This is a genomic window from Micromonospora sp. NPDC050686 (assembly GCF_040654475.1).
Lineage (GTDB): Bacteria > Actinomycetota > Actinomycetes > Mycobacteriales > Micromonosporaceae > Micromonospora.
Genome location: NZ_JBFAID010000011.1, coordinates 84921 through 109595, shown reverse-complemented (window position 1 = coordinate 109595; position 24675 = coordinate 84921). Strand labels below are relative to the sequence as shown.

The following is a 24675-nucleotide window of genomic DNA, read 5'->3' as shown; positions in this document are numbered from 1 at the left end:
CGTGGACAACTTCTCCCCGCACAAACACCCCGAGGTCCGCGCCTGGTGCGACGCCCACAATGTCGCCCTGGTCTTCCTGCCCACGTACACGTCCTGGCTGAACTGGATGGAGGCCGAGTTCGCCGTCGTCAGGTACTTCGCCCTCAACGGCACCGACCACCGCACCCACGCCGAGCAGGTCGCGGCCATCGGCGGCTACATCCGCTGGCGCAACGACCGATCCCGCCCCAAGACCACAATCGCCGCCAACTCCAAGATCCGACATCCGGATTACCCGTTCAAAGCTGCATGACGAGGCACCAGTCCTCGAGTACGGCCGACAATCTGGACCGCCGGCTCGGACGAGGGCAGCGCTGCCGTCGTCCGAGCCGGCGTGCGGACTCATCTCTGCGGGGCGTCCCGTGGCCTTAGCAGCTCGAACACGCTGGAGAAGCTGTCTTTCCCGTTGCCGTCGGCCGACCGTCTGTCGAGCAGGGCCTTCAATGGTTCGTGCACGTCGGTGTCTATACCGTTGGCCCTGCTGATGTGGATGAGGTTGTCCACTCCGACCCGGTTCAGGTCGACCGTGGAAACCCCGCCTTCGTACGTCCCGGACGCGGCTTCGCGTGCCAACTCGGGCAGGAACTGCGCTATCCCGTTCATCCATCTGGCCGCCAGCGGGGCAAACACCGCCGGTGTGGTGCCCACCGCGTCGAGTACCGCCGCAGCGTGTAGGAATCCGGTGAGGGCCGCGTACCCGGTGCCCAGGAGGGCCAGGTCGTGGATCTCCGCCAGACCGGGGTCCACGCCGAAGTAGTGACTTGCCGCCATCACCTCCAGCTCGGTCCGGTAGGTGACGAAGGCCTTCCGGGAACCGCTGTAGAGGAAGAATGCCTCCGGGGTGGCGACTGTCTGCGGCAGGGCCATCATCGCGCCATCGAGGTAGTCGGCGCCGTGTCCGGCTGCCCAGGTGGCCAGCTCCCGGGCCTGCTCCGGGGCGCCGTTGGCGAGATTGACCAGGACGCGGCCGGGTAGGGCGGTGGTGGCCGGTTTGAGGGCTTGCCGTACCGCGTTGTAATCGAGGAGCGGGACGATCACCAGCGAGCTGGCCGCGACCGCTTCGGCGACGGTGACCGCGCGGATGGCGCCTTGCGCGACAAGCGCGTCGGCCTTCTCGTGGGTGCGATTCCATACGGTCGTGGAGTAACCGGCGCTGAGGAACGCGGCGGCGATCGGCGTGCCCATCCGGCCGAGCCCGAGGACCGTCACGGTCGGTTTTCCCTGCTCAGACATCCCGCTCGCCCTTCCTGATCGTCTCGACGACGCTCGCGATGCCATCGGCGCCGTACCCGGCGGCCCTTGCCCGGTCCAGCAGCGCCTTGACCAGTTCCGGCACATCCGTGCTGACGCGTTGGGCTTCGCTGGTATCGACGAGGTGCTCCATCGCTGCCGCGTGCACCTCCACGGTGCCGTCGTCGTTCGGGTAGTGGCCGTCCTCGATCTGGTGGGCGTGATCGGCCATCAGCGAGGTGACGAACGGCATGTGGCCCGTCGCCACGGCGGCGAAGGCGGTCGGGTCGACGCCCTCCGCGCCGACCAGGGCGACGGCGTGGTAGAAGCCGGCCAGCGCGCCCCAGGCCAGGCCGAACAAGGCGGTGTCGTACAGTGGGGCCAATGCTGGGTCGGCACCGAGGTGCACGGCGTTTCCCAGGCTCGCCAGCACCACCCGGTGCGCGGTGAAGGCGTCCGGAGAGCCGCTGAAGACGAACAGTGCCTCGGGGCGCCCGACCAGCCGGGTGCCGCTCATCGCGGCGCCGTCCAGGTATTCCGCGCCGTGTCCGGCTACCCAGTCGGCCATCCGACCGGCTGCCTCAGTGGTGCCGGAGGTTAGGTTCACCAGCACCCGGCCGCGCAGGCTCTCGGCCACCGGTCCAAGCAAGCCCTGCACGGTCTCGTAGTTCGGTAGGCAGACCACCACCAACGTGCTCCCAGCGACCGCCTCGGCTGCGGTGGCCGCACGGACGGCACCTTCCCCGACGAGCGCATCGGCCTTTTCGGCGGTGCGGTTCCACACGGTCGTCTGGTAGCCGGCGGCAAGGAACGCCTGGGCCAGCCGGGTGCCCATCTGGCCCAGGCCGATCACCGACACCGTGGACCGCTCGTGGTTCTCGATTTCTGACATACGAAGGCTCCTTGCTCCATAGACCGGGTTCGCCCCGACGGTGCCCCGAGGTGTGGAACCACCGTGCCGACGGGCGCTGTCGGGGGTCTGTCGAGCTGCTGTCGGGACTCGGCCGGCTCCTGTCGGATGGTGGGTACCGTGCTGCCATGTATTTCTCAGTGCTGGGCCCGCTCACCGCCTGGACGACAGATGGAAGGCAGGTCGACGTCCCTGAGGCGAAGGTCCGCGCTCTGCTGGCCGACCTACTCGTGCATGCGGGACATCCGGTGTCGGTCGACCGGCTGGTACACGACCTGTGGGGCGACAGGCTGCCCGGCAACCCGGCCGGTGCCCTGCAGACGAAGGTCTCCCGGCTGCGTCGTGCCCTGGCCCAGGCCGAGCCCGGGGCCGAGGCGTTGCTGGAATCCCGGCCCCCCGGGTACCTGTTGCGGGTCGGCCCCCGTGACGTTGACGCCGACCGGTTCGCCGACCTGACGGCCACCGCATACGCCACCGCGGACCTTCGCGCCAGAGCGGACCTACTGGTGGATGCTCTGGCACTGTGGAAGGGAGAGGCATTCGCTGACCTGGTCGATGCGGAGTTCGTCCGGAGCGCGACCGGGCGGCTTGAGGAGCAGCGGCTGGCGGCACTTGAGGCACTGGCCGAGACCCGACTGAAGCTGGGCGAGCACCACGCGCTGATCAGTGAGCTAGGCGAGTTGGTGGCCCGCCATCCGCTACGAGAGCGGATTCGGGCGGTGCAACTGCGTGCGTTGTACCGGGCCGGGCGGCAGGCCGAGGCGCTAGCTGGCTACACCGAGCTGCGGGAACAACTGGCCAACGAGCTGGGCGTGGACCCCGGTCCGGAGCTGACCGCTCTCCACCGGGCGATCCTTGAGCACGACGCGGCGTTGGACACGGCTCTGCCCTCCCGGTCGCGGGCGCCCGGAGAGTTGTCGGCGAAGCTGTCGGCCCCGCTAACCGACCTGGTCGGTAGGAGTGAAGCGGTGAACACCGTACGCGAGCTGCTCGCGGCCAACCGGCTGGTCACACTGACCGGCCCCGGCGGGGTGGGCAAGACCCGGCTGGCGGAGGAGACCGCCAGACAACCGGCCGACGCGTACCCCGATGGCGTCCGGGTTATCAGCCTGGCCGGATCCACCGAGGCGGCCGAGCAGCTGAGCTCTGCCTTGGGGGTCCGCGAGGACGGCACGGTGGGCCTGGAGGACGCGCTGCGTACCCGGCAGCTTCTCCTGCTGCTCGACAACTGCGAGCATGTGATCGATTCGGTGGCTGACATCGTCCGCAGGCTCCTGGCCGCCGCTCCCGGGCTGCGGATCCTGGCCACCAGCAGAGAGCCCCTCGGGCTGGCCGGAGAGACGGTGTGGACGGTGCCGCCACTTCCGCAACTTGACGCCGAGCGCCTGTTCGCCGCACGCGCCGCGGCCGCTGCCCCCGGGTTCGTCATAGGTGAGGACAACGCGGACGCCGTCGCGACGATCTGTCGCCGCCTCGACCGGCTCCCCCTTGCGTTGGAACTGGCCGCCACCCGGGTCCGGGCACTGGGCGTACACGAACTTTCCGCCCGGCTGGACGACCGGTTCCGGCTGCTGGCCGACGGCCACCGTGGTGTGCCACCGCGTCAGCGGACCCTACGCGCGGTGATCGACTGGAGCTGGGAGCTGCTGAGTGAGGACGAGCGGGTGGTCCTGCGGCGCCTGGCGGTCAACTCCGACAGCTGCACCCTGGATGCCGCCGAAGCGGTGTGCGGTCGCGACCAGCATGCGCTCGCCCCACTGATCCGACTCGTGGATCGCTCGCTCGTCACCGTGGCCGACGGCCCCCGCTACCGCCTCCCGGAATCGATCGCGGCCTACGCGAACGAACGCCTGGCAGAGGCGGGCGAGTCCGAAGCCGCTCAGCTGCGCCACCATGCCTACTACACCGACCTCGCCGAGGAGGCCGCCGCTCAGCTCCACGGCCCCGAACAACAGCGGTGGCTGAAGCGCCTGGACCACGAAACGGCAAATCTACGTATCGCCCTGGAACGTGCCGTCCAGCGGCAGATACCGGCTGGGGCGATACGTCTCACACTCGCCTTGACCTGGTATTGGTTCCTGCGTGGCCGCCAGGGCGAGGCTCGACGGTCGCTGGGCGAGGCTCTGACCATCGGCGACGACGTCCCGGCGGCCCTCCGCGCCCAGGCCGCGCTCTGGCATGCCGGCTTCACCCTGCTGACCGGAGGCGACAGCGACCCCACCGTGCGCATCGGGCCGGTCCGGGAATCCGATGGGGCCGCCGGCGACCGGGCCGACCTCGCACGCGCCGAATGGTTCCTCGGCTACGCGCTTTTCAGTAGCGGTGGGGACCTCGCCCGCAGCGAGAGCCTGGTGGATCGGGCCCTCGCGGACTTCCGTGCCGTCGGTGACCACTGGGGAATTGCCGCAGCGCAGAGCACCCGGGCCAAGCAGGCTCTCATGCGGGGTGACCTCGCCGCGCTGCGCAGCACCGGCGAGCACGGCCACGCGCTCTTCGAAGAACTGGGCGACCGCTGGGGGCGGTTGCAGACCACCTATCCGCTGGCAGCATTGGCCGAGATCACCGGCGACTACGAGCATGCCGCACAGATGCACCAGAACGGTCTCCAACTGGCCGAGGAACTGGGGTTCTGGACGGAGGCCGCCGACCGGCTCACCGGGCTCGGCCGGATCGCTTTACTGGTCGGTGACTTCCAGCAAGCCGGAGAACTCCACCGAAAGTCGATGCGCCTGGCCGCCGAGCACGGCTACACAGCAGGCGAAATCCATGCCGAGATCGGCCTCGCCCTCGGAGCCCGTAGAGAAGGCAGATTTGATGTCGCCGAGAAGTACCTACACAAGGTGTTGGAGTGGCACCATGAGGTCGCCTTCGGCCCCGGCCCCGCCCTCATCCTGGCCGAACTTGGCTTCCTCGCCGAGCAACGCGGCGACGAACACAGCGCCCTGGCGCTGCACCGGGAAGGCCTGGCCGTCGCACGGTCCGGCGGTGACCCCAGGGCACTCGCTCTCGCCTTCGAGGGCCTCGCCGGTGCGCAGGCCCTCGCCGGGCAGGCAGTGCAGGCCGCCCGCCTACTGGGCACGGCCGCCCGGATCCGCGAATCGGCTGGAGCCTCCATGCCGAAGGCCGAGCGTGGCGATGTCGATCGCATCACCGCCAGATCTCTAGCGGCCCTCGGCGAAGAAGCGTTCGCCACGGAGTTCTCGGCAGGCGTCGACGAACGCCGTGACGTAGGGCTGACATGCCAGACCGAGCCATACTCCCGGCACTAGCTGTGGCAGGCGGCCAAGGCGGTGAGGATGACGTCGACGAGCCGGTTCCGGGGATAGGGATCGCTTAGCTCGCCGGAGGCCGTGAAGTATTGCGGACGTGCGGAGGTGAGCCCGACCAGGCAGTCCAAGGCGAGGTCGATGTCGAGGTCGTTGGGGAGTTCTCCTCGCTCGATCGCCTTGCGCAGCATGCCGGCGCCAGCCGTGCGGCGGGGGCTGGTGCGCCCAGACGCACACCTAGCCTGGCGAGGCCGTGCCGGATCACCGCATCTCGGCCGCTGGCTTGACAACGCGTTACAGCGAGGAACAGCCCGAGCGTGATGCCACCGTGTCCGCGCCCGTAGCAGCCACTGACAGCGATCACCGAGTCCAGCCTGTAGACGGCCGTCGGCGTGGAGATCGAGCGCATCACGTCGTACCGGGAAGGATGATGGCTTGTGGCCTCCAGCCAGCACCGCGACGGCCGGGCCTGCGAGCCGGAGGCCCAATGGTCGTTCGTGGCCGTCGGCACCGGCCGGTGCCGGGAACGGCGCTGCCCGGCCGGCTCGGCGTGCACCCGCATTGCCCGAAGTGGGGTGACCCGCGTCACGTCATGTCAGGTGTCGGTGTTCCGCGGTGTCTTGAGGACATGAGAGAGCACGACAGGCGCCACAAAGTCACCGTCATCGGCGGTGGTTACGCAGGAACGCTGGCGGCCAACCATTTAAGGATGCGCGCCGACATCGACATCACGCTGGTCAATCCCTGGCCGGACTTCGTCGAACGGGTGCGGCTGCACCAGTTCGTGGCCGGCACCGGCGACGCCACGATCGACTACGGCACGCTGCTCGGCGAAGGCATCCAGTTGGTCGTCGACACCGCCACGCGCATCGACACCGCCGCCCGCGCAGTGCGGCTGGCTTCGGGCCGTGCGCTGAGCTACGACCATGTTATCTACGCAGTCGGCAGTACCGCGGCGATACCGTCATCGGTGCCTGGCGCCGCCGAGTTCGCTTTCCCCATCGCCGATTTCGACGCTGCGCGGCGGCTGCGCGCCAGGCTGGCGGAGGTGCCCGTCGACGCTCCGGTCACCGTGGTCGGCGGCGGACTGACCGGCGTCGAGACGGCGGCCGAGTTGGCCGAGCAGGGACGCAAGGTCACCCTGGTCGGTGGAGGAACCCTGGTGTCGTCGTGGAGTGCGCCGGGTCGCCGATACGCCGCCAGATGGCTGTCCCGGCACGGTGTCGCCCTGCTCGAAGGTGACGTGGTGACCGAGGTCCGGTCGGATGCGGTCGTCCTCGCCGACGGCACGGTGCGGTCGAGCACCCTGACCATCTGGGCGACCGGTTTTGGCGTGCCGGGGCTGGCGGCCGCGAGCGGGCTGCGCACCGACACCCTCGGCCGGCTGCTCACCGACGAGACGTTGGCCAGTGTCGACGACGACCGGGTGGTCGCCTGCGGCGACGCCGCGGCACCGTCGGGCCACCCGCTGCGGATGAGCTGCCAAGCCGCCGGGGCGCTGGGAGCCCAAGCCGCCAACACCGTGCTGAGCCACATCGCGGGTGTCGCACCGGCGGTGATCGACCAGGCGCTCACGGGGTCGTGCGTCAGCCTCGGCCGGCACACCGCCATGCGGCAGCTCGCGCGCAGGGACGACACCGCGGTGAACCTCTACATCGGTGGCCGCCTGGGCGCCGCGATCAAGGAGCTTACCTGCAAGGTCGCGGTGTCGCGGATCCGTCGCGAGGCCCGCAAGCCGGGCTCCGCGTCCTGGATCAAGGGCGGTCGGCGGCTGGAGCAGCCGGCGTCCGCTGCGGGGCCGGTCACGTCCCCGTGACCACCGATGAGCATGCCGAGCGGTTCACCCTGTTGCGGCCGCTGTTGTTTACGATCGCCTACGAAATACTCGGCTCGGCCACCGAAACCGACGATGTGTTGCAGGACAGCTATCTGCGGTGGGCCGAGGTGGACCTTGCGACAGTGCGGGACACCAGGTCGTACCTGGCGCGGCTGGTGACCCGCCAGACGCTCAACGCGTTGCGGGCGGGCGCGCGCCGTCGCGAGGACTATGTCGGTCCGTGGCTGCCCGAACCGCTGCTGCTCGACGAGAACGACCCGTCGGCCGATGTGGTGCTCGCCGAGTCGGTGTCGATGGCGATGCTCGTGCTGCTCGAAACACTCACCCACGATGAGCGTGCGGTGTTCGTGCTTCGCGAGGTGTTCGGCTTCGGCTACGACGAGATAGCCGCATCGGTGGGCAAATCCGTGGCGACGGTGCACCAGGTGGCGCACCGCGCCCGCGAGCACGTACGGGCGCGACGCAGGCGATTCCAACCCGTCGACGCCGCGAAGACCGCGCAGATCACCGAGGAGTTCATTACCGCGGCGGCCACCGGTGACATGGCAGGACTGCTCGCCCTGCTCGCTCCGAACGTCACCTGGACCGCCGACAGCGGCGGCAAGGCCACCGCGGCGCGCCGGCCGGTGGTGGGCGCGCAGAAGGTGGCCGCCGTTCTCATGAACCTCTTCCGCACAAGGTGGCAGATGCCAGGCATGCGGATCCAGATGGCCAACTGCAACAACACGCCCGCGGTGGTCGCCCACATCGGCGGTGACCACCCCGAAGGGGTCCTCCTGATCGAGATCATCGACGGGAAGATCACCAACTTCTACGCCATCCGCAACCCAGACAAACTCGTCGCGATGACGGTCCCCCGGCAGATCAGCCGCTGAGGAGCGCGACAAACCACCGTGAACTCGCGCCATCGCGTATGTCGACCAAAAACTGAGGAACTCCCATGTTGCGAAGAGTAATGACCTTGCCCAGTGGCAGGATTGCGAAGTGGGCCGTCGTGGCCATCTGGGTCGCCCTGCTGGTGCCGGCCTTCATGCTGGCCGGCAAGCTGGGCGACGTTGAGAGGAACGACAATTCGGCCTGGCTGCCCAGCAACGCGGAGGCGACCAAGGTCTTCGAGCAGGCCAGGAAGTTCCAGGCCGCCGAGACCCTGCCCGCGATCGTGATCTACGACCGGCCCGCCGGCGTCACCCCTGCGGACATGGCCAAGGCCCACGCCGACGCCGACGCCTTCAAGGGCATCGAGATGGTCGTGGGGCAGCCACAAGGTCCATTGAAGTCCCAGGACGGCAAGGCCATCCAGACCGTGGTCCAGGTTGACGACGGTAACGAGGGCTGGGACGGGGCCCACGAGGTCGTCGACGCGATGACGAAGATCGGCGAACAGAACGCCAACGGTCTCCGGTTCCACGTCACCGGGCCGGCCGGCTACGCATCCGACTCGATAACGGCGTTCGGTGGAGGCGGCGCCCTGGGGATGATCACGGCGTTGGTGGTGGTCGTCATCCTGCTCTTCACCTACCGCAGCCCCTTGCTGCCGTTGCTGCCGCTACTGACCGCGGGCGGCGCCCTGGTCACGGCGGAAGCGGTGATCTACCTGCTGGCGAAGAACACCGGGCTCATCGTCAACACGCAGACCAGCCTCGTTTTGACCGTACTGGTGTTCGGCGCCGCCACCGACTACGCGTTGCTGCTCATCGCGCGCTACCGGGAGGAGTTGCGGCGACACGAGGACCGGCACGAGGCGATGGCGGAGGCCCTGTACCGTTCCAGTCCCGCGATCATCGCCAGCGCCGCGACCGTCGCAGTTAGCCTGCTGGTGCTACTGCTGGCCACCCTCAACTCCACAAAAGGCCTCGGCCCGGCCTGTGCCATCGGTATCCTCATCGGGCTGCTCGCCATGGTCACCCTGATGCCGGCCCTGCTGGTCATCTGCGGCCGCTGGATCTTCTGGCCGGTGAAGCCGTCGTACGGCTCGGTTGGGACGGCCAAGGACAGCATCTGGACGCGGGTCGGCACCGCCATCTCCAGCCGGCCGCGGATCGTGTGGGTCAGCACCACCCTCGTCCTCGGCGTCATGGCGATCGGGATGCTGGGGCTCAAAGCCGATGGGATCCCGAGCAAAGGCCAGTTCACCAACGAGCCACAGGCCGTCGTCGGCGAGGAGATCCAGTCCAGGCACTTCCCGGCCGGGTCGGGTGACCCGATCTACGTCATAGCGAAGGCTGTCTCGGCGGAGCAGGTCAAGAGCGCGCTGTCAGGCGTCCCAGGGATCGCTGACGTCGCGACGCCCGTGATCAAGGATGGTGAGGTCTTCGTTCTCGGGACGCTCAAGGACGCTCCCGGCAGCACGGCCGCGATGCGCACCGTCGAGCAGGCCAGAACCGCGGTCCACAAGATCGAGGGTGCGGATGCCCGGCTCGGCGGCAGCACGGCGATCGCACTCGATACACAACAGTCGGCCGCCCGCGACTCCAAGGTGATCATCCCCGTCGTACTGATCGTGGTATTCCTCATCCTCGCACTGCTGCTACGGGCGATCGTCGCACCGCTGCTGCTCATGGCGACGGTGGTGCTGTCGTTCGGAGCGGCCCTCGGCGTGAGCGCTCTGATGTTCAACCATATGTTCGACTTCGCCGGGGCGGACGCGAACCTCCCGCTCCTGGTGTTCGTATTCCTGGTCGCACTAGGCATCGACTACAACATCTTCCTGGTCACCCGGGTGCGGGAAGAGTCACAGCTGCACGGCACCCGACACGGCGCGCGGACTGGACTGTCCGCCACCGGCGGTGTGATCACCTCGGCAGGTCTGGTACTGGCCGGTACCTTCGCGGCGCTGGGATCACTGCCGTTGGTGTTCGCGGCGCAGCTAGGGTTCGCCGTGGCGTTCGGCGTGCTGCTGGACACCATGATCGTCCGCTCGGTGCTGGTCACCGCGCTGACTGTCGATGTGGGTCGGTGGATGTGGTGGCCCAGCAAGCTGTCTGAACATCACGACCCCAATCCACCTGCGGGCGAGTCCGACCCTGAACCCGCTCTCATGGGCGCGGGCAGGTGACAACCGTGCCTAACCCTCCGCCGCGGGCCTTCTCGCGCCGGCCGGGAGGCCCGCTCCTGGAAGTGATGTCGCATGGGAAGGCCGGCCGTACGGTGCGCGAGCGGTAGGCAGCAGGGGCGGGCGGCCGTTCGGTCGCCCGCCTTTTCGAGCAGGTGTCCGGGTATGCCGCTGTTTCGGCTCGTTAGCAGTCCGAGGCGGTCGGCCCGTCGGCCTCGCGGCAGCGGCCTGACGTAGGAACAACGTGGAGGGTGCCGGCGCCCTGCCTCCGCCCTGGTCGCGTCGGGGCCGCCGCCCGAAACGAACCATTACCCCAGACTTTAGATCCATACGGCCGTCACTTTTGCTGAACTGGAGCGTAGTTTCCGATTCAGGCATCTAGCTTCCTGCGGTTCTCGGCGATAGCCTCGCGCCGGGCGTGTACCACACTCGCCTGGCTCGTCGAGATCCCCCTCCACTTCCGTCGCTGGAACTGGAAAGGAACCACATGTCCAGTCAACCTCCGGTCGCACGTACCCTCAGATCACACCCGCGCACGGGCCGAGACACCCGACGCCGTCTGCTGCGCTGCCTGGTCGCTGTCGTCCTACCGGCGGCGTCGCTGTCCGCCGGCTCCCTCGCCGTCGGCACCCCGGCCTGGGCCGCGCCCACCAGCGCGCCGGCCGTCCTCACCCCCACCGCCGCCACCGGGACCAACGGCTGGTATCGAGAGCCGGTCACGGTGAACCTCTCCGCGACCGACGCGGTCAACGGCGTCCAGCGCCTGGAGTACCGGCTCGGCAACTCGGCACCGTTCCAGACCGCGGCGGCCGCGGCCGCCCCGTACCCCGCCAGCCTGGCCGGCTCGGTCCAGATCACCCAGCAGGGCAGCACCGTCGTCGGCTACCGGGCCATCGGCGGCGACGGCTCGGCCGAGGCTCTCCGTACCATCACCGTCCGGATCGACACCGTGGCACCGGTGGTCAGCTGGCCCGGCATCGTCGACGGGCGCGTCGGCCACACCGCGACGCTGATCCCGACCCGGACCGATCCCGCGCCCGGCTCCGGGGGAGTCTTCATCCACCGCATGTGGATCGACGGAAGCGAGGTCACCCCGCTGCCCGTCGCCACCTCCAGCCTGGCCACCGGTGGGCACACGATCAGCGTGGTGGCCAGCGACGCCGCCGGCAACGCGGCGCGTTTCGACCAGGCGTTCGTGGTGACCACGTCCTACGCCGATCTCGACGCCCTCATCGCCGGCTTCGTCACCAGCGGCGCGATCAGCGCCGCCGCCGGGGACAGCCTGCGCGGCACGTTGGCGGAGGCGGCGAGCCTGGCGGAGGCGGGCAGCACCAACGCTGCCGTACGCGCCCTCAACCAGTTCGTCGCCGCGGCGCAGCGCGCGACGCAACCCGGCTCGGCTCGCGACACCCTGGTCGGTGACGCCCGCTACCTGCAGCAGCAGATCACCAACACGCTGCCGGAGGAACCGACGACCGGGATGACCGTCACGCCGACCGCGGGACCGAACCCGATCCCCGCGGCGAGGCCGCTCGCGGCTTCGACAAACTTCCCCGGCGCCGGCTTCCGGGTGCTGTACTTCTCGGCCACCAAGGGCTTCCGGCACGACCACATCCCCGACACCGCCCTGCTCGTCGAGCAGTTGGGTGAGCAGTACGGCTTCGACGTCGACATCTGGGACCCGAGGCTCGCCCCGGCGTCGCTGCCGAGCACGCCGTTCACCTCCGCGGCCGACCTGGCGAAATACAAGACGATCATCTTCTCCTCGCCGGTGGACGGGACGAACCCCAACAGCTCGCCGGACGCGGACGCGCTCAACGCCAGCGAGCTGGCCGCCCTCCAGGGATACATCCGGGCCGGCGGCGGGTACCTCGGGCTGCACGGCGCGTCGGACGCGATCCACAACGTGCCCTGGTACCGCGACCTGGTCGGTGCGTGGTTCACCAACCACCCCGGCGGTCAGAACGGCGAGGGGACCTGCGGTAGCTGCATCAACGTGCGGGTCAACACCGAGGACCGCACGAACCCGGCCGTCGCGCACCTGCCGAAGACCTGGCTCACCATCGACGAGCTGTACAACTTCGACCACAACCCGCGCGCCGACGTGCACACGCTGCTGAGCCTCGACGAGTCGTCGTACCAGCGGAGCCTCAACAGCGGCAACGCCGCGACCAACCCGCTGCGCCTGATGGGCGGGGACCACCCGATCGCCTGGTGCCAGGAGTACGACGGTGGACGCGCGTTCTCGCTCATCCTCGGCCACGATCGCGCGCAGTACTACCGCGACCCGTTCACGCGGATCCTGCTCAGCGGTATCCACTGGACGGCCGGGCAGTCCGAGGCGAACTGCTCGACCTTCCGGCAGACCCGGACGCTGATCAGCGGCGACGTTGCCGCCGGTGCCCTGGACGCGAAGTCGGCCGAGGCCGCCTCCGCGCTGCTCGACGAAGCCCAGGCCGCGTACCTCGCGCTGAACTACAACGCCGCGACCACGTCGCTCAACCAGATCATCGCGATCGTCGGCAACCCCGCGGCCGGCAGCGAGAAGGCCCGTGCCGAACTCGACCGCCAGGCCCGCCAGCTGCGGGACTGGATGTTGTCGTTGAAGTCGTCCTGACCCCTGCGTTGCCGCCGGCCCGCTACCGGCCGGCGGCAACGCGGGCGGGGACGCCCCCGCAGGCTCAGGCCGGCTTCTTCGCGGCATGCACAGCGAGCCGAGCCGCGCGCCCCTCGTCGCGCGGCCGATGTGGCGGTGGCGGGCACCGGCCGCCTCGCCGGCAATCCCGTGTTCACGGCACCGCACGGCGAGCCACGGGTGATGCTGGAGATCTAGGCTGTCGCCGGGGGACCGCGTGCCGCCGGGCAGGCCAGGGCGGCCGGCACCGGCGGGGTGACCGGCGGCGAGGGTGGCACGGACGCCGCGAGGCGGACGGTCGCTGGGGCGGGAGGTGGGACAGGTGCGCCACGAAGGGGCCCACGGCGGTGACGCCGACGGTCACGCCACGGGTAACCACGCCGGCCACGACAAGCACGCCGGCCACGACAACCACGCCGGTCACGACAAGCACGCCGGTCACGACCCGGCGATGTTCCGCCGCCGGTTCTGGGTGTGCCTGGCGCTGACCGTTCCCGTCGTGCTCACCAGCCACATGGTGATGGGCTGGCTGCACTACTCGCTGGAGTTCCCCGGCGTCTCCTGGGTGGGGCCGGTGCTCGGCTCGGTGGTGTTCGGCTACGGCGGCTGGCCGTTCCTGGTCGGGGCCGGCCGGGAGGTACGCGACCGGGCGCCCGGCATGATGCTGCTGATCTCGATGGCGATCACCGTGGCGTACGTCGCCTCGCTGGCCACCAGCGTCGGCCTCTTCGGCCTGGACTTCTGGTGGGAACTCGCCGCGCTGGTCACGATCATGCTGTTGGGGCACTGGCAGGAGATGACGGCGATCGGCCAGGCGCGTGGCGCGTTGGCCGCGCTGGCGGCTCTGCTGCCCGACGACGCGGAGCGGATCGGCCGGGACGGGGCCGTCGCACGGGTGCCGGTGGCCGACCTGCGCACCGGGGACCGGGTGCTGATCCGCCCCGGCGGCCGGGTGCCCGCCGACGGGCACGTCGTCGAGGGCGGCGCCGAACTGGACGAGTCGATGATCACCGGGGAGTCGCGGCCGGTGCCGCGCGGGGTCGGAGACCGGGTGGTCGCCGGCACGGTGGCCACCGACTCGGCCATCCGGGTAGCGGTCGACGCGGTCGGCGAGGACACCGCGCTGGCCGGCATCCAGCGGCTGGTGGCGCAGGCCCAGGCGGCCGGCGGACGCGCGCAGGTGCTGGCCGACCGGTTTGCCGCCTGGCTGTTCTACCTCGCCACCGCCACCGCCCTGGTCACCCTGGTGGTCTGGTTGGCGTTGGGCGACGTCGGTGAGGCGGTGGTCCGCACCGTCAGCGTGCTGGTGATCTCCTGCCCGCACGCGCTGGGGTTGGCGATCCCGCTGGTCATCGCGTTGTCGACCAGCGTGGCGGCCCGGGCCGGCATCCTGGTCAAGGACCGGCTGGCGCTGGAGCGGATGCGCACCGTGGACGCCGTCCTGATCGACAAGACCGGCACCCTGACCAAGGGCCGGCACACCGTGACCGGGGTGGCCGCCGTCGACGGGTTGGCCGAGGACGAGGTGCTGCGGCTGGCCGGCGGGGTGGAGGCGGACAGCGAGCACCCGCTCGCCCGGGCCATCGTCGCCGCCGCCGCGCACACCGGACCGGCCGCCGGCACCGACTTCCGGTCCCTGCCGGGCCGCGGCGTGCGCGCCACCGTGGCCGGGAAGCCGTACGCGGTGGGCGGCCCGGCGCTGCTGCGCGAGCTGCGTGCGGACGTCCCCGCCGAGCTGCGCCGGGCCGACGAGTCGTGGTCGGCGCGGGGTGCCGCCGTGCTGTACCTGGCCCGGCTCGACGGCGAACCGCGGCTGGTGGGTGCGTTGGCGCTGGAGGACGAGGTCCGCCCGGAGGCGCGGGAGGCGATCGCCGAGCTGCGCCGGCTCGGGATCGGCAAGATCGCCATGGTCACCGGCGACGCCCGGCCGGTGGCCGACGCGGTCGCCGCCGACCTGGGTTTCCGCCCCGGCGTGGACGAGGTCTTCGCCGAGGTGCTGCCCGCCGACAAGGACGACATCGTCGCCGGCCTCCAGCAGCGGGGCCACCGGGTGGCGATGGTCGGCGACGGGGTCAACGACGCCCCCGCCCTCGCCCGCGCCGACGTCGGGCTCGCCATCGGCGCCGGTACGGACGTCGCCATCGAGTCGGCCGGCGTGGTGCTCGCCTCCTCCGACCCGCGCGGCGTCCCCGCCGCCGTCCGGCTGTCCAAGGCGTCCTACCGCAAGCAGGTGCAGAACCTCGCCTGGGCGGCCGGCTACAACGTGGTCGCCATCCCCGCCGCCGCCGGTGTCTTCGCCTGGGCCGGTTTCTCCCTCGGACCGGCCGCCGCAGCCGTGCTGATGTCCGCCTCGACGATCGTCGTGGCCCTCAACGCGCAGACCCTGCGCCGGGTCCAGCTGACCCCGCAGGACGGCTGAGTGGGGTCCGTCCGCCCCGGGGGTGCTCAACCGGCGGCGGTGGTCCGGAAAGCCGCGGCGAGCCGGTCGAGTCCCGGGCCGATCCGGTCGCGGTCGATCCGGCCGAACCCGAGCACCACCCCCGCCAGGTCCGCGTCGAGCCGGTACCGGTCGAGGTCGTCGGCGGCCACCCCGCGCGCCCGGGCCGCCGCCAGCACCCGTGCGGTGTCCACCGTCGCACCGGGCGCGAGCCGGGCGGCCAGGTGCAGCCCGGCCGCCGACGGCACCCGTACCAGCCAGTCGGCGAAGTCCCGGTCGAGGCGGGCGGCGATCTCCTCGTGCCGGACGGCGTACTCCCGGGTGGCGCGGCGGATGTGCCGGGCGAGCAGCCCCTCTTCCATGAACTGGGCCATCGCGCCCTGGGTCGTCGGGTCCCCGTGCCAGTCGGTGAGCCGCTTCGCGGCCAGCAGGGCCGGTTGCAGCGACGCCGGCGCCACCAGGAACCCCAGGCGCAGCATCGGCAGCATCGTCTTGGAGAACGAGCCGACGTACACCACCCGGCCGTCCCGGTCGAGGCTCTGCAACGGTTCCAGTGGGCGGTCGGAGAACCGGAACTCGCTGTCGTAGTCGTCCTCGACCACCACCGCGCCGTGGCGTTCCGCCCAGGCCAGCAGCGCCGTGCGGCGGGCCAGCGACATCGGCGTGCCGAGCGGGAACTGGTGCGAGGGCGTGGCGTAGACCAGCCGCACGCCGGGCGGGATCCGGTCGACGACCAGCCCCTCGGCGTCGACCGGCACGCCGACCACCGTGGCGCCCAGGGACCGGAACAGCAGCCGCGCCGGCGGGTATCCCGGGTCCTCCACCGCCACCCGGTCACCCGGTGAGATGAGCACCCGGCCGATCAGGTCCAGGGCCTGCTGCGCGCCGCTGGTCACCAGCACGTCGTCGGCGCTCGCCCGCACCGAACGGGCCACCCCGACGTACCGGGCGGTCGCCGCGCGCAACCCCGGATGACCGGCCGGGTCGCCGTAGCCGCCGTCGCGGACCGTCGCGGCCCGCAGTTGCTGCGCCACCAGCCGCCGCCAGGTGTCCAGCGGGAAGAGCCGGCCGTCGGGCACGCCGACCGCGAAGTCGTACGCCGGCGGCGGCGACGGCCGGGCGGTGGCGGCCGGTGCCGCCCGCCACAGCGGGCGTGGCGCCACCTCCCGCCCGGCCGGCGCCTGCCGGCGGACCTGGGCCGGGGCGAGGGGAGCGGCGGCCACGAAGGTGCCGGCGCCGACCCGGCCGACCAGGAAACCCTCGGCGGTCAACCGGTCGTACGCGGCGGCCACCGTGTTGCGGGAGACGGCGAGCCGCAGTGCCAGCTCGCGGGTCGGCGGCAGCCGTTCGCCGGCGACCAGCCGGCCGTCGACGATCGCGTCCCGCAGCTGCCGGTAGATCCGGGCGGCGAGGTCGCCCTGCCCCGCCAGGCTCACCTGGATGTCCACCCGCCGGAGCCTACATTGGCCCAGATGATGCTCGTGTGATTGGTGCTTATCCTGGGCCAATCCTCTCCCTAGGCTGAACCCGCACCCCGCCTGAGGAAGAGGTACGCCAATGACGACCGTGGACATGTGGTTCGATCCCCGCTGCCCCTGGGCCTGGAACGCCTCCCGCTGGCTGCTGGAGGTCGAGCAGGTCCGCGACGTACGCGTGCGGTTCCACGTGATGAGCCTGTCCATCCTCAACGACGGGCGCGAGGGCCTGGAGGAGTGGTACCGGGAGTGGCTCACCCACGGCCGGGGACCGGTGCGGGTGTGCGTCGCCGCCGAACTCGCCCACGGCAACGACGTGCTGCGCGACCTCTACACCGCCCTCGGCAACCGCATCCACCACCAGCGGGCGCCGATCGGCCGCCAGTTGTACGTCGACGCCCTCGCCGACGTCGGCCTGCCCACCGACCTCGCCGACGCGGCCGAGACGACGGACCACGACAAGGCCCTGCTCGCCAGCCACGAGGCCGGGTTGAAGCCGGTGGGGGAGGACCTTGGCACCCCCACCATCCACGTACCCGGACCGGACGGGCGGGTGAACGCGTTCTTCGGGCCGGTGGTCAGCCCGGTGCCGCGCGGCGAGGCGGCCGGGCGGCTGTGGGACGGGGTGCTCCAGGTGACCGGGACGGACGGGTTCTTCGAGCTGAAGCGGGGGCGGGACCGGCGTCCGATCGTCAGCTGAGGCGGTCGCCACCGAGGCGAGCAAAGGCCACCGGATGGAAGCGGCTCGTCTGTCATCCACCGGATAGCGTCATCCATCACGCTGCGTAGGATCTGATGTGCCGAGCCGGTCGGTTCAATTCTTCGGGACGCGCGCCCCCGTTTCTCATCCCAGGCTTCGTCAACGCACGACAGAGGGTGTGGTGCTGTTGTGATCACTCAGGCGATGTGGACCCACGGGCACACCATGCGGGTGGAGAACGCCGCTGGTCTGGCCAGTGTCTGGCGCGCGGGATTCTTCATCCGCGTCGTCGGAAAACCGAACACGACCAACTGGTTTCATTTCGCGGTGCCGACCTCGGTCATCGTGAAGGACAAACGGCAGATGACCGATTCCGTCATGCTGCGGTTCCGCGCGAATTCCACCGCCGCGGCGGTGACCGCCGTCCACGTGTACGACGGCGAACGCCGCATCGTCAACCACGACGGGCTGAACCTGTCGCCCACGACCTTCGGCCTGAACCGGTTCGACGTGCCGGGCAAGCCCGACGTGCTGTGGGGGATCGGCATCTCCGTCGGCGTCCGCTTCTCCGGCGGCACCGACGCGCAGAACACCCTCGAGTTCGCCGCCGCCGGCTGCGACTTCAAACTGCTGGAGACCGTACGCCTGCACGTCAAGGTGCTGACCGCGCCGACCCGGTTCACCATCGACCAGATGATCGCCGGGATGCGCGAGTCGTACGAGCCGGCCGGCTTCCGGGTGGTCCGCGCCAGCGACGAGAACCTGAACCTGCCCGCGCTCAACGTGGTCGACGTCGGCGGCTGCACCCGGGGCGAGACGACCGAGGAGCAGCGCACCCTGTTCGGCAACCGCAACAACGTCGGCACCAACGAGGTCGTCGCCTACTTCGTACAGGCGACCAACCCGCCGTTGAACGGCTGCGCCGCGCATCCCGACGGCCGGCCGGGCGCGGTGGTGGCCAGCGGCGCGAGCCGCTGGACCCTCGGCCACGAGATCGGGCACGTCCTCGGCCTCAACCACGTCAACGACAACAACCGGCTGATGACCGGCAACGGCACCGACAACATCACCAACCCGCCCCCGGACCTCATCAACTCCGAGATCACGACCATGCGCAACAGCGCTCCGACGATCAATCCGTGAGGGGGGAGAAGACATGCCGATTTCCCTGGACGAGCTGCGTCGCCTGCTCAGCAGCGACGAGCCCGACTACCGGGCCATCGCCGCGGCGGCCGGACCGGAGGCGGCCGAGCACCTGCGGGTCCTCGCCCGCGACGACAACGTGATGCTTGCCAGCAAGGCCGTCTACGCGGCCAGCCTGCTGGCCGACAGCACCGCGCAGCAGGTCGTCGACGAGGCCGCCGCCAGCGACGAGCCGCTGCTGCGGATCGCGTCCGCGTCGGCGCTGGCCAACCTGCCCGAGGACGCCCGCAACCGGGTCGCCGAGCGGCTCATCGACGCCGGGGACGTCGCCGTCGAGAAGCTCGTCATCCGCTCGCTCGGGCCCTCGCTCACCCCGAAGCTCGAACGTTCCCTGGGCCGGCTGGCCGACACCAGCAACTCAGCGACCATCCGCGATCTGTCCCGCGCCAAGCTGACCGATCGCTGACCCCACCACCCACGACGCGACGAGAGGGACGGCAATGGCTCTGGAACAAGCGATGTGGGCGCACGGCCACAGCCTGGCGGTGGAATTCCCCGACCGCATCAAGAGCGAATGGCGGGCCGGCTTCTTCATCCGGCTCGTCGGCAGGCCCGGCACCACCAACTGGCTGCATTTCGGCATCCCCACCCCGGTGATCGTCAACGACAACCGGCTCGCGATCGACTCGGCGCTGATCCGCTTCCGCTGCGAGACCAGCCAGGCCGCGGTCACCAACGTGCACGTCTTCGACGGCGAGAAGCGGATCGCCGCGCACGACAACCTGGCGCTCGCACCGACGACCTTCGGGATGCAACGGTTCGGAGTGCCGGGCCGCCCCGAGGTGCTCTGGGGTGTCGGGGTGACCCTCGGCGTCCGGTTCAACGGCACCACCGACCAGCAGAACACCATGGAGATCAGCTCCGCCGGCGTGGACTTCTTCCCGTAGGCCCCGCCGCCGCCGGGGACGGAGCACGTGGTCTCCGTCCCCGGCCGGCTCTGGATGCCCAGCCCGGACGATAAGGTGCGCGCGTGGAGGAACTCAGCCGCCTGTTCCGCGCCGCCGCCGACCACGCCGCCGACTACCGGCGGTCGCTGCCCGACCGGCCGGTCGGCGTACCCGTCGACCAGGCCGCGATCGCCGCCGCGTTCGCCGGCCCGCTGCCCGCCGCGCCCACCCCACCCGCCCAGGTGCTGGCCGACCTGGTGGCCGCCGCCGAACCGGGCCTGGTCGCCACCGCCGGCCCGCGGTACTTCGGCTTCGTCGTCGGCGGGGCGCTGCCGGCCGCCACCGCGGCCGACATCCTCGCCGCCGGCTGGGACCAGCTCGCGTTCAACCCGGTCACCTCGCCGGCCGCCCTCGCCGCCGAGGCCGCCGCCGGCGGCTGGCTCAAGGAACTGCTGGGCATCCCGGCGTCGGCGTCGGTCGGCTTCGTCACCGGCGGCCAGGCCGCCAACACCGCCGGCCTCGCCGCCGCCCGGCACCAGGTGCTGGCCGACGCCGGCTGGGACGTGGAACGGCGCGGCCTGCTCGGCGCCCCGCCCATCCGGGTGATCGCCGGCGAGGAACGGCACGCCACCATCGACCGGTCACTACGGCTGCTCGGCCTCGGCGTGGACGCGGTGCAGCCGGTGCCCGCCGGCCCGAACGGCGCCGTCGACCCCGCCGCGCTGCGGGACGTGCTGCGCGCCGGCGCCACCGGCCCGACCATCGTGTGCCTCCAGGCCGGCAACGTGAACACCGGCGCCTGCGACGAACTGCGGGACGCGTGCGAACTGGCTCACCGGCACGGCGCCTGGGTGCACGTGGACGGCGCGTTCGGCCTCTGGGCCGGGGCCAGCCCGACCACCCGGCACCTGATGGACGGGCTGGAACTGGCGGACTCCTGGGCGTGTGACGGCCACAAGTGGCTGAACCTGCCGTACGACACCGCCTTCGCCTTCTGCTCCCGGCCCGACGTGCACGCGGCGGCCATGTCGTACGCCGCCGCGTACCTGGTCGGCTCCGGCGGCACGCCCACCGGCGCGGACCTCACCGCGGAGTCCTCCCGGCGGGCCCGCGGCTTCGCCGTCTGGTCGGGGCTGCGCGAACTGGGCCGCGACGGGGTCGCCGGGCTGATCGACCACTGCTGCGCGCTGGCCCGCCGGTTCGCCGACGGCCTGACCGCGGCCGGCTTCGAGGTGGCGAACGAGGTCGTCCTCAACCAGGTGCTGGTCGGCTTCGGCGACGACGCGCGGACCGATCGGGTGATCGCGGCGGCGCAGGCCGAGGGCACCTGCTGGGTGGGCGGCACGACCTGGCGGGGTCGGCGACTGATGCGGATCTCGGTGTCGAACGCCACCACCACCGAGGCGGACGTGGACCGTTCGGTCGCCGCGATCACCCGGCTCGCCGGCTGACCGCGCCGGCATGACCGCGGCTCCTACGGCACCCGGCCGGTGAACACCGGAACGGCTGGGACGTCGCGGTGGTTCGGGGCGGCGTCGACGCTGCGACGCCGCCCCGAACGCAGGCGGAACGTTCCCGGTCAGCGGGAGGCGAGGAACTCGTCGATGGCGATGGTCACCTGCCAGCCGCTGGCGTGGCTGCGCAGGATCGACATCACCCGGTCGTGCAGGTCGGTCGCCCCGAACCGGTCGTAGCTGTCGGAGACGACCAGGTCCAGCCACGACCGCTTGACGGGTACGGGCTTCCCCTCGACCGGCTTGGCGAAGAACCCGGCGAGAGCGTTTGCGATCCGCCGCTTCTCCACCGCGACCTGCTCCGACAGGTCGCCCCGCCGGTCGGCCGGCAGCCGGCCCACGATCGCCGTCGCCTCGGCGAGGTCGGTGACGGCGGAGTCGAGCTGACCGGCGTCGGCCAGCTCGGTCGCCGCGATCCGGTCGAGCAGCTCACGGGCCTGGACGAGGAGCTTCACGACCGCCACCCGCTGGTTCAACGCGGCGACCTGGGTCGGGTCGGTGACCTTCGCGATGGCCGCCTCGGCGGCGACGATCGCCTGCGCCGACGGGTCGGCCTCGGCGGCGGCGACCGCGGCCTGCGCCGCCTTCAGCAGGTAGGCCGGCGAGCCCGGGTCGTCGGCGAAGACCCGCCACTCGGTGATCGCGACCGCCGAGTAGGTGGTGCCGTTGCCGTTGGCCCGGATCGTGGCCCGTACCCGGCGGGTGGTGACGGGGTCGAAGGTGACGTTGTTGAACGCGGTGGTGCTGGTGCCGTAGGCGGATGGGCCGGTCACGTCACGCCACCCGGCGCCGGCCTCGTCCCAGTACTGCAGCACCCACCCGTCCGGTTGGGCGACCCCGTCGCCGGTGCCCCGGTTGGAGTCCCGCCAGAACTTCAGCTCCGTCCCGGCGAGCCGCACCGGACGGGACCAGTCGTACTGGACCCACTGGGTCGCCGGTCGGTCGCCGGACCAGGTGCCCCAGATCTGCGCCTGGCTCGGGTTGGCCGGGTCGGTGTTGTCGTTGAGCGCGGTGACGCTGTTCCAGCCGGCGGTGTAGGAGGCGGTGGGGGTTCCGACGGGACCGATGTTGCCGGTGAGCGGGCCGGACAGGTCCGCCGGGACGGTGACCGTCTTGGCGGTCTCCACGTTGCCGGCCCGGTCGATGGCACGGAACGAAACGGTGTGCTTGCCCGCGTCGGGTGCGGCGATCGGGCCGCGGTAGGTGGTCCACGCCCCGGTGTCGACGGAGTACTCGATGCCAGCGGCCCCGGAGGTGGCGTCGCTCGCGCTCACCGTGACCGCCCGGGTGTCGCCGTCCACGCTGGCCGTGCTGACCGGGGCGGTCGCGTCGATGCGTACGGTGAGGCTCGCGGGCGTCGAGGGATTGCCCGCCCGGTCGGTCGCCGTAGCCGTGACCGTGTGCTGGCCGTCCCCGGAGACGGTGACGTCGACGTACCGTACGTCGGTGTCGACGACCGGTTGGCCGGCGTCGCCCCGCGACTCGATGCGCAGTCGGCCGCCACGGTCGTCGACGCCGGCTACGCGCACCCGTACCGCGGACCGGAACCAGCCGGCGGTGCCGGCGCTGCCGCTGGGCGTGAGCGTCAGGGTCGGCGGAGTCTCGTCGCCCTCGGTGTCGTCGGGTGAGATGACCGTGACCTCGGCGGAGACGCGCCCGGCGGCGTAGCCGAGCACGGTGCCCCGGGTGGTGAACCTGCCGGTCTTCGCGACGTCCTCCGCCGTCACGGGGTCCCAGAAGACCGGCACCTGCAGCGTTTCGCCGGCGAAGGGCACGGGGAGCGTGCCGGGCAGCTCAATCTCGCCCACCTCGACAGTCATCGGTGGTGCGGTGACGGATTCCGGCTGTGCGGCGAGAACCTTCCACTCCTCGACCGCCACCGCCGAGAAGGTGCTGCCGTTGGTCGACGCGTCGAAGAGCGCGCGGACCTGCGTGGTGGTCACCGCGTCGAACGTGGTGTTCTGGAATCCCTGCGTGCCGGTCGGGTAGCCGGTCGGGTTCGGGACGTCGGCCCACTGGCCGGTGGCGAGGTTCCAGTACTGGATGCGCCAGCGGGCGGGTGCGGCGACGCCGATGCCGCTGCCCTGCGGTTGGTCGTTCCAGAAGTCGATCTGGGAACCGGAGATCCGCATCGGCTGGTCCCACGTGTACTGCACCCACTGCTGAGGCGGGTTGGTGCCGGTCCAGGTCCCCCACATGTCCGGCGGCAGCGGGTTCGACCGGACGATCTCGTCGTTGAGCGCCTTCACCCAGTACTGCGTCGGCACGGGCTCGTTGGAGACGGTGACCTTCGCCTCCTGGGCGATGTTCGCCCGGGGCGTCAGGTCGCGTCCCTTGACCGGGGTCGTGGCGACCATCTTCATCCGTGGCGGGGTCTGTGTGTCGTCCCACTCGACCGGGTCGATGGCCACGGAACGACGGAAGTGACCGCCGCCCACGGCGTCCGCCGTGTGGTACGTGAGGTACCACCGGCCGTTGAACTCCACGATGCCCGGGTGGCTCGTCGTGGAGGAGACCGGCCGAAGTACGGTCCCCCGGTAGGTCCACGGTCCCGCGGGCGATGCGGCCGTGGCGTAGGCGATGCAGGCGTGGTAATTCGCCGGGGTGCACTGTGAGGTCGGGCCGGCGTTGTTTCCGGCGTAGGCCAGGTAGTAGGTGCCGTTGCGTTTGAAGATCCAGGGGGCTTCGAAGAAGCCGGTCAGGCCGGTGACGGAGCGCTGGCTGCCGACCGGAGTCTTCATGTCCTGCTGGAACTCGAGCATGCGCAGTTGGCCGAAGGTGCCCCAGTAGACGTACACCCGCTGGTTGGGGGCCTCACCGTCGATGAGGATCGTCGGATCGATGTTCTGGATCGTGTTCGCCGTGGGCACGCGCTGCGAGATCAGCGGCCCGCCCACGTGGTCGCTCCACGGCCCGGTCGGCGTCTCGGAGACGGCCACCCCGATGGCGAACTTGTCGGACGCGGTGCTGCTGCGCTCGAAGACCGGAACGTACCAGTAGTACCGGCCGTCCACGCCCTGAATCATCTGGCCGGCGTACGCGCGACCCGGCGTGGCCCAGGCGAAGACGGTCTCTGGGCGCATCAGCGACGGATGGTGGGTCCACTGCCCGGCCGCGACGTCGGTGGTCCGGAACGCGCCCCACTCGTTCATGATGAAGTCGTTGGTGGACGGCCCGGCCTGGTCGCGACCGGTGTAGATGTAAAGCTCGTCCCGACCGCTGTCGTTGCCCCGGGCCCCGGCCGGCACGACGACCGGCGCCGGGTCCGCCGAGTAGTAGCTGCCGTCGCCGAGGATCGGGTTGCGGGTGTTGGTGAAGGTGTATGAGTCGGCGGCGTGGGCCGGCGTGGCGACCCCGGCCAGGACGCCGGCGACGAGCCCGGCGACCGCCGCCAGGGCGGCGGCCGCGCGGAACCGGCGCGCCGGCCGGCAGGTCGGTGGCGCGGCACCGCGCCCCGCGGTGGTGTTCACGGTTTCGGATCTCCTCGCTG

Annotated in this window: 17 protein-coding genes; 12 read left to right on the top strand and 5 right to left on the bottom strand. The window is 71.0% G+C overall.

Annotated elements, in window-relative coordinates; translation table 11 throughout:
- Position 1: 1 nt before the first annotated feature.
- Positions 2-292 (top strand): transposase, encoded by a 291-nt coding sequence (locus tag AB0H57_RS11265; RefSeq protein WP_357505101.1) that lies wholly within the window; start codon positions 2-4, stop codon positions 290-292.
- An 89-nt stretch (positions 293-381) separates the two neighbouring features.
- Here AB0H57_RS11265 and AB0H57_RS11260 read toward each other — a convergent pair whose 3' ends face one another.
- Positions 382-1272, bottom strand: a complete 891-nt coding sequence (locus tag AB0H57_RS11260) for an NAD(P)-binding domain-containing protein (RefSeq protein ID WP_357505099.1) — start codon at positions 1270-1272, stop codon at positions 382-384.
- Entirely contained in the window at positions 1265-2161 is an 897-nt protein-coding gene (locus AB0H57_RS11255) for an NAD(P)-binding domain-containing protein (protein ID WP_357505097.1), read from the bottom strand. Before AB0H57_RS11255 ends, AB0H57_RS11260 begins: the two co-directional genes overlap by 8 nt.
- 146 nt (positions 2162-2307) lie before the next feature.
- Between AB0H57_RS11255 and AB0H57_RS11250 the strand changes: the two genes are divergently transcribed.
- Positions 2308-5448 carry a BTAD domain-containing putative transcriptional regulator gene (locus AB0H57_RS11250; protein ID WP_357505094.1) on the top strand — a complete coding sequence of 1047 codons (3141 nt, stop codon included), beginning with the start codon at positions 2308-2310 and terminating at the stop codon, positions 5446-5448.
- Here AB0H57_RS11250 and AB0H57_RS11245 read toward each other — a convergent pair.
- Complete coding sequence (locus AB0H57_RS11245; protein WP_357505092.1) at positions 5445-5735, bottom strand: TetR-like C-terminal domain-containing protein; 291 nt, start codon at positions 5733-5735, stop codon at positions 5445-5447. The genes AB0H57_RS11250 and AB0H57_RS11245 overlap by 4 nt on opposite strands.
- On the opposite strand from AB0H57_RS11245, the gene AB0H57_RS11240 reads away from it, so the two are divergent.
- The 5 genes from AB0H57_RS11240 (at position 5699) to AB0H57_RS11220 (ending at position 15388) form a co-directional block, all read left to right on the top strand.
- Complete coding sequence (locus AB0H57_RS11240) at positions 5699-7261, top strand: FAD-dependent oxidoreductase (RefSeq protein ID WP_357505090.1); 1563 nt, start codon at positions 5699-5701, stop codon at positions 7259-7261. The genes AB0H57_RS11245 and AB0H57_RS11240 overlap by 37 nt on opposite strands.
- Positions 7258-8157 (top strand): RNA polymerase sigma factor SigJ, encoded by a 900-nt coding sequence (gene sigJ / locus AB0H57_RS11235; protein ID WP_357505088.1) that lies wholly within the window; start codon positions 7258-7260, stop codon positions 8155-8157. The genes AB0H57_RS11240 and sigJ overlap by 4 nt, the downstream gene beginning before the upstream one ends.
- A gap of 119 nt (positions 8158-8276) precedes the next feature.
- Entirely contained in the window at positions 8277-10337 is a 2061-nt protein-coding gene (locus AB0H57_RS11230; RefSeq protein ID WP_357505086.1) for an MMPL family transporter, read from the top strand.
- A gap of 484 nt (positions 10338-10821) precedes the next feature.
- Complete coding sequence (locus AB0H57_RS11225) at positions 10822-12951, top strand: ThuA domain-containing protein (RefSeq protein ID WP_357505084.1); 2130 nt, start codon at positions 10822-10824, stop codon at positions 12949-12951.
- A gap of 469 nt (positions 12952-13420) precedes the next feature.
- Entirely contained in the window at positions 13421-15388 is a 1968-nt protein-coding gene (locus AB0H57_RS11220) for a heavy metal translocating P-type ATPase (protein ID WP_357505140.1), read from the top strand.
- 26 nt (positions 15389-15414) lie between these two features.
- Here AB0H57_RS11220 and AB0H57_RS11215 read toward each other — a convergent pair whose 3' ends face one another.
- The gene (locus AB0H57_RS11215) at positions 15415-16854 is read right to left on the bottom strand and encodes a PLP-dependent aminotransferase family protein (RefSeq protein WP_357505082.1); all 1440 of its coding nucleotides are present in this window, start codon (positions 16852-16854) and stop codon (positions 15415-15417) included.
- A 109-nt stretch (positions 16855-16963) separates the two neighbouring features.
- On the opposite strand from AB0H57_RS11215, the gene AB0H57_RS11210 reads away from it, so the two are divergent.
- The 5 genes from AB0H57_RS11210 (at position 16964) to AB0H57_RS11190 (ending at position 21122) form a co-directional block, all read left to right on the top strand.
- Positions 16964-17581 (top strand): DsbA family protein, encoded by a 618-nt coding sequence (locus tag AB0H57_RS11210; protein ID WP_357505080.1) that lies wholly within the window; start codon positions 16964-16966, stop codon positions 17579-17581.
- Between the two features lie 189 nt (positions 17582-17770).
- Positions 17771-18724 carry a DUF6623 family protein gene (locus AB0H57_RS11205; protein WP_357505078.1) on the top strand — a complete coding sequence of 318 codons (954 nt, stop codon included), beginning with the start codon at positions 17771-17773 and terminating at the stop codon, positions 18722-18724.
- Between the two features lie 13 nt (positions 18725-18737).
- A complete protein-coding gene (locus tag AB0H57_RS11200; protein ID WP_357505076.1) occupies positions 18738-19190 on the top strand; it encodes a hypothetical protein in 453 nt (150 codons plus the stop codon).
- 34 nt (positions 19191-19224) lie between these two features.
- Complete coding sequence (locus AB0H57_RS11195) at positions 19225-19671, top strand: DUF6623 family protein (protein ID WP_357505074.1); 447 nt, start codon at positions 19225-19227, stop codon at positions 19669-19671.
- Positions 19672-19754: 83 nt separating this feature from the next.
- Complete coding sequence (locus tag AB0H57_RS11190; protein WP_357505072.1) at positions 19755-21122, top strand: aminotransferase class V-fold PLP-dependent enzyme; 1368 nt, start codon at positions 19755-19757, stop codon at positions 21120-21122.
- 128 nt (positions 21123-21250) lie between these two features.
- Here AB0H57_RS11190 and AB0H57_RS11185 read toward each other — a convergent pair whose 3' ends face one another.
- Positions 21251-24655, bottom strand: coding sequence for a family 43 glycosylhydrolase (locus tag AB0H57_RS11185; protein ID WP_357505070.1), 3405 nt, complete (start codon positions 24653-24655; stop codon positions 21251-21253).
- Between the last annotated feature and the right edge of the window lie 20 nt (positions 24656-24675).

Excerpts from the sequence above, each read along its gene's own strand:
- AB0H57_RS11210 (WP_357505080.1), top strand. The coding sequence starts at position 16,964 with ATGACGACCGTGGACATGTGGTTCGATCCCCGCTGCCCCTGGGCCTGG.
- AB0H57_RS11260 (WP_357505099.1), bottom strand. The coding sequence starts at position 1,272 with ATGTCTGAGCAGGGAAAACCGACCGTGACGGTCCTCGGGCTCGGCCGG.
- AB0H57_RS11250 (WP_357505094.1), top strand. The coding sequence starts at position 2,308 with ATGTATTTCTCAGTGCTGGGCCCGCTCACCGCCTGGACGACAGATGGA.
- AB0H57_RS11195 (WP_357505074.1), top strand. The coding sequence starts at position 19,225 with ATGGCTCTGGAACAAGCGATGTGGGCGCACGGCCACAGCCTGGCGGTG.
- AB0H57_RS11255 (WP_357505097.1), bottom strand. The coding sequence starts at position 2,161 with ATGTCAGAAATCGAGAACCACGAGCGGTCCACGGTGTCGGTGATCGGC.
- AB0H57_RS11200 (WP_357505076.1), top strand. The coding sequence starts at position 18,738 with ATGCCGATTTCCCTGGACGAGCTGCGTCGCCTGCTCAGCAGCGACGAG.
- AB0H57_RS11220 (WP_357505140.1), top strand. The coding sequence starts at position 13,421 with ATGTTCCGCCGCCGGTTCTGGGTGTGCCTGGCGCTGACCGTTCCCGTC.
- AB0H57_RS11225 (WP_357505084.1), top strand. The coding sequence starts at position 10,822 with ATGTCCAGTCAACCTCCGGTCGCACGTACCCTCAGATCACACCCGCGC.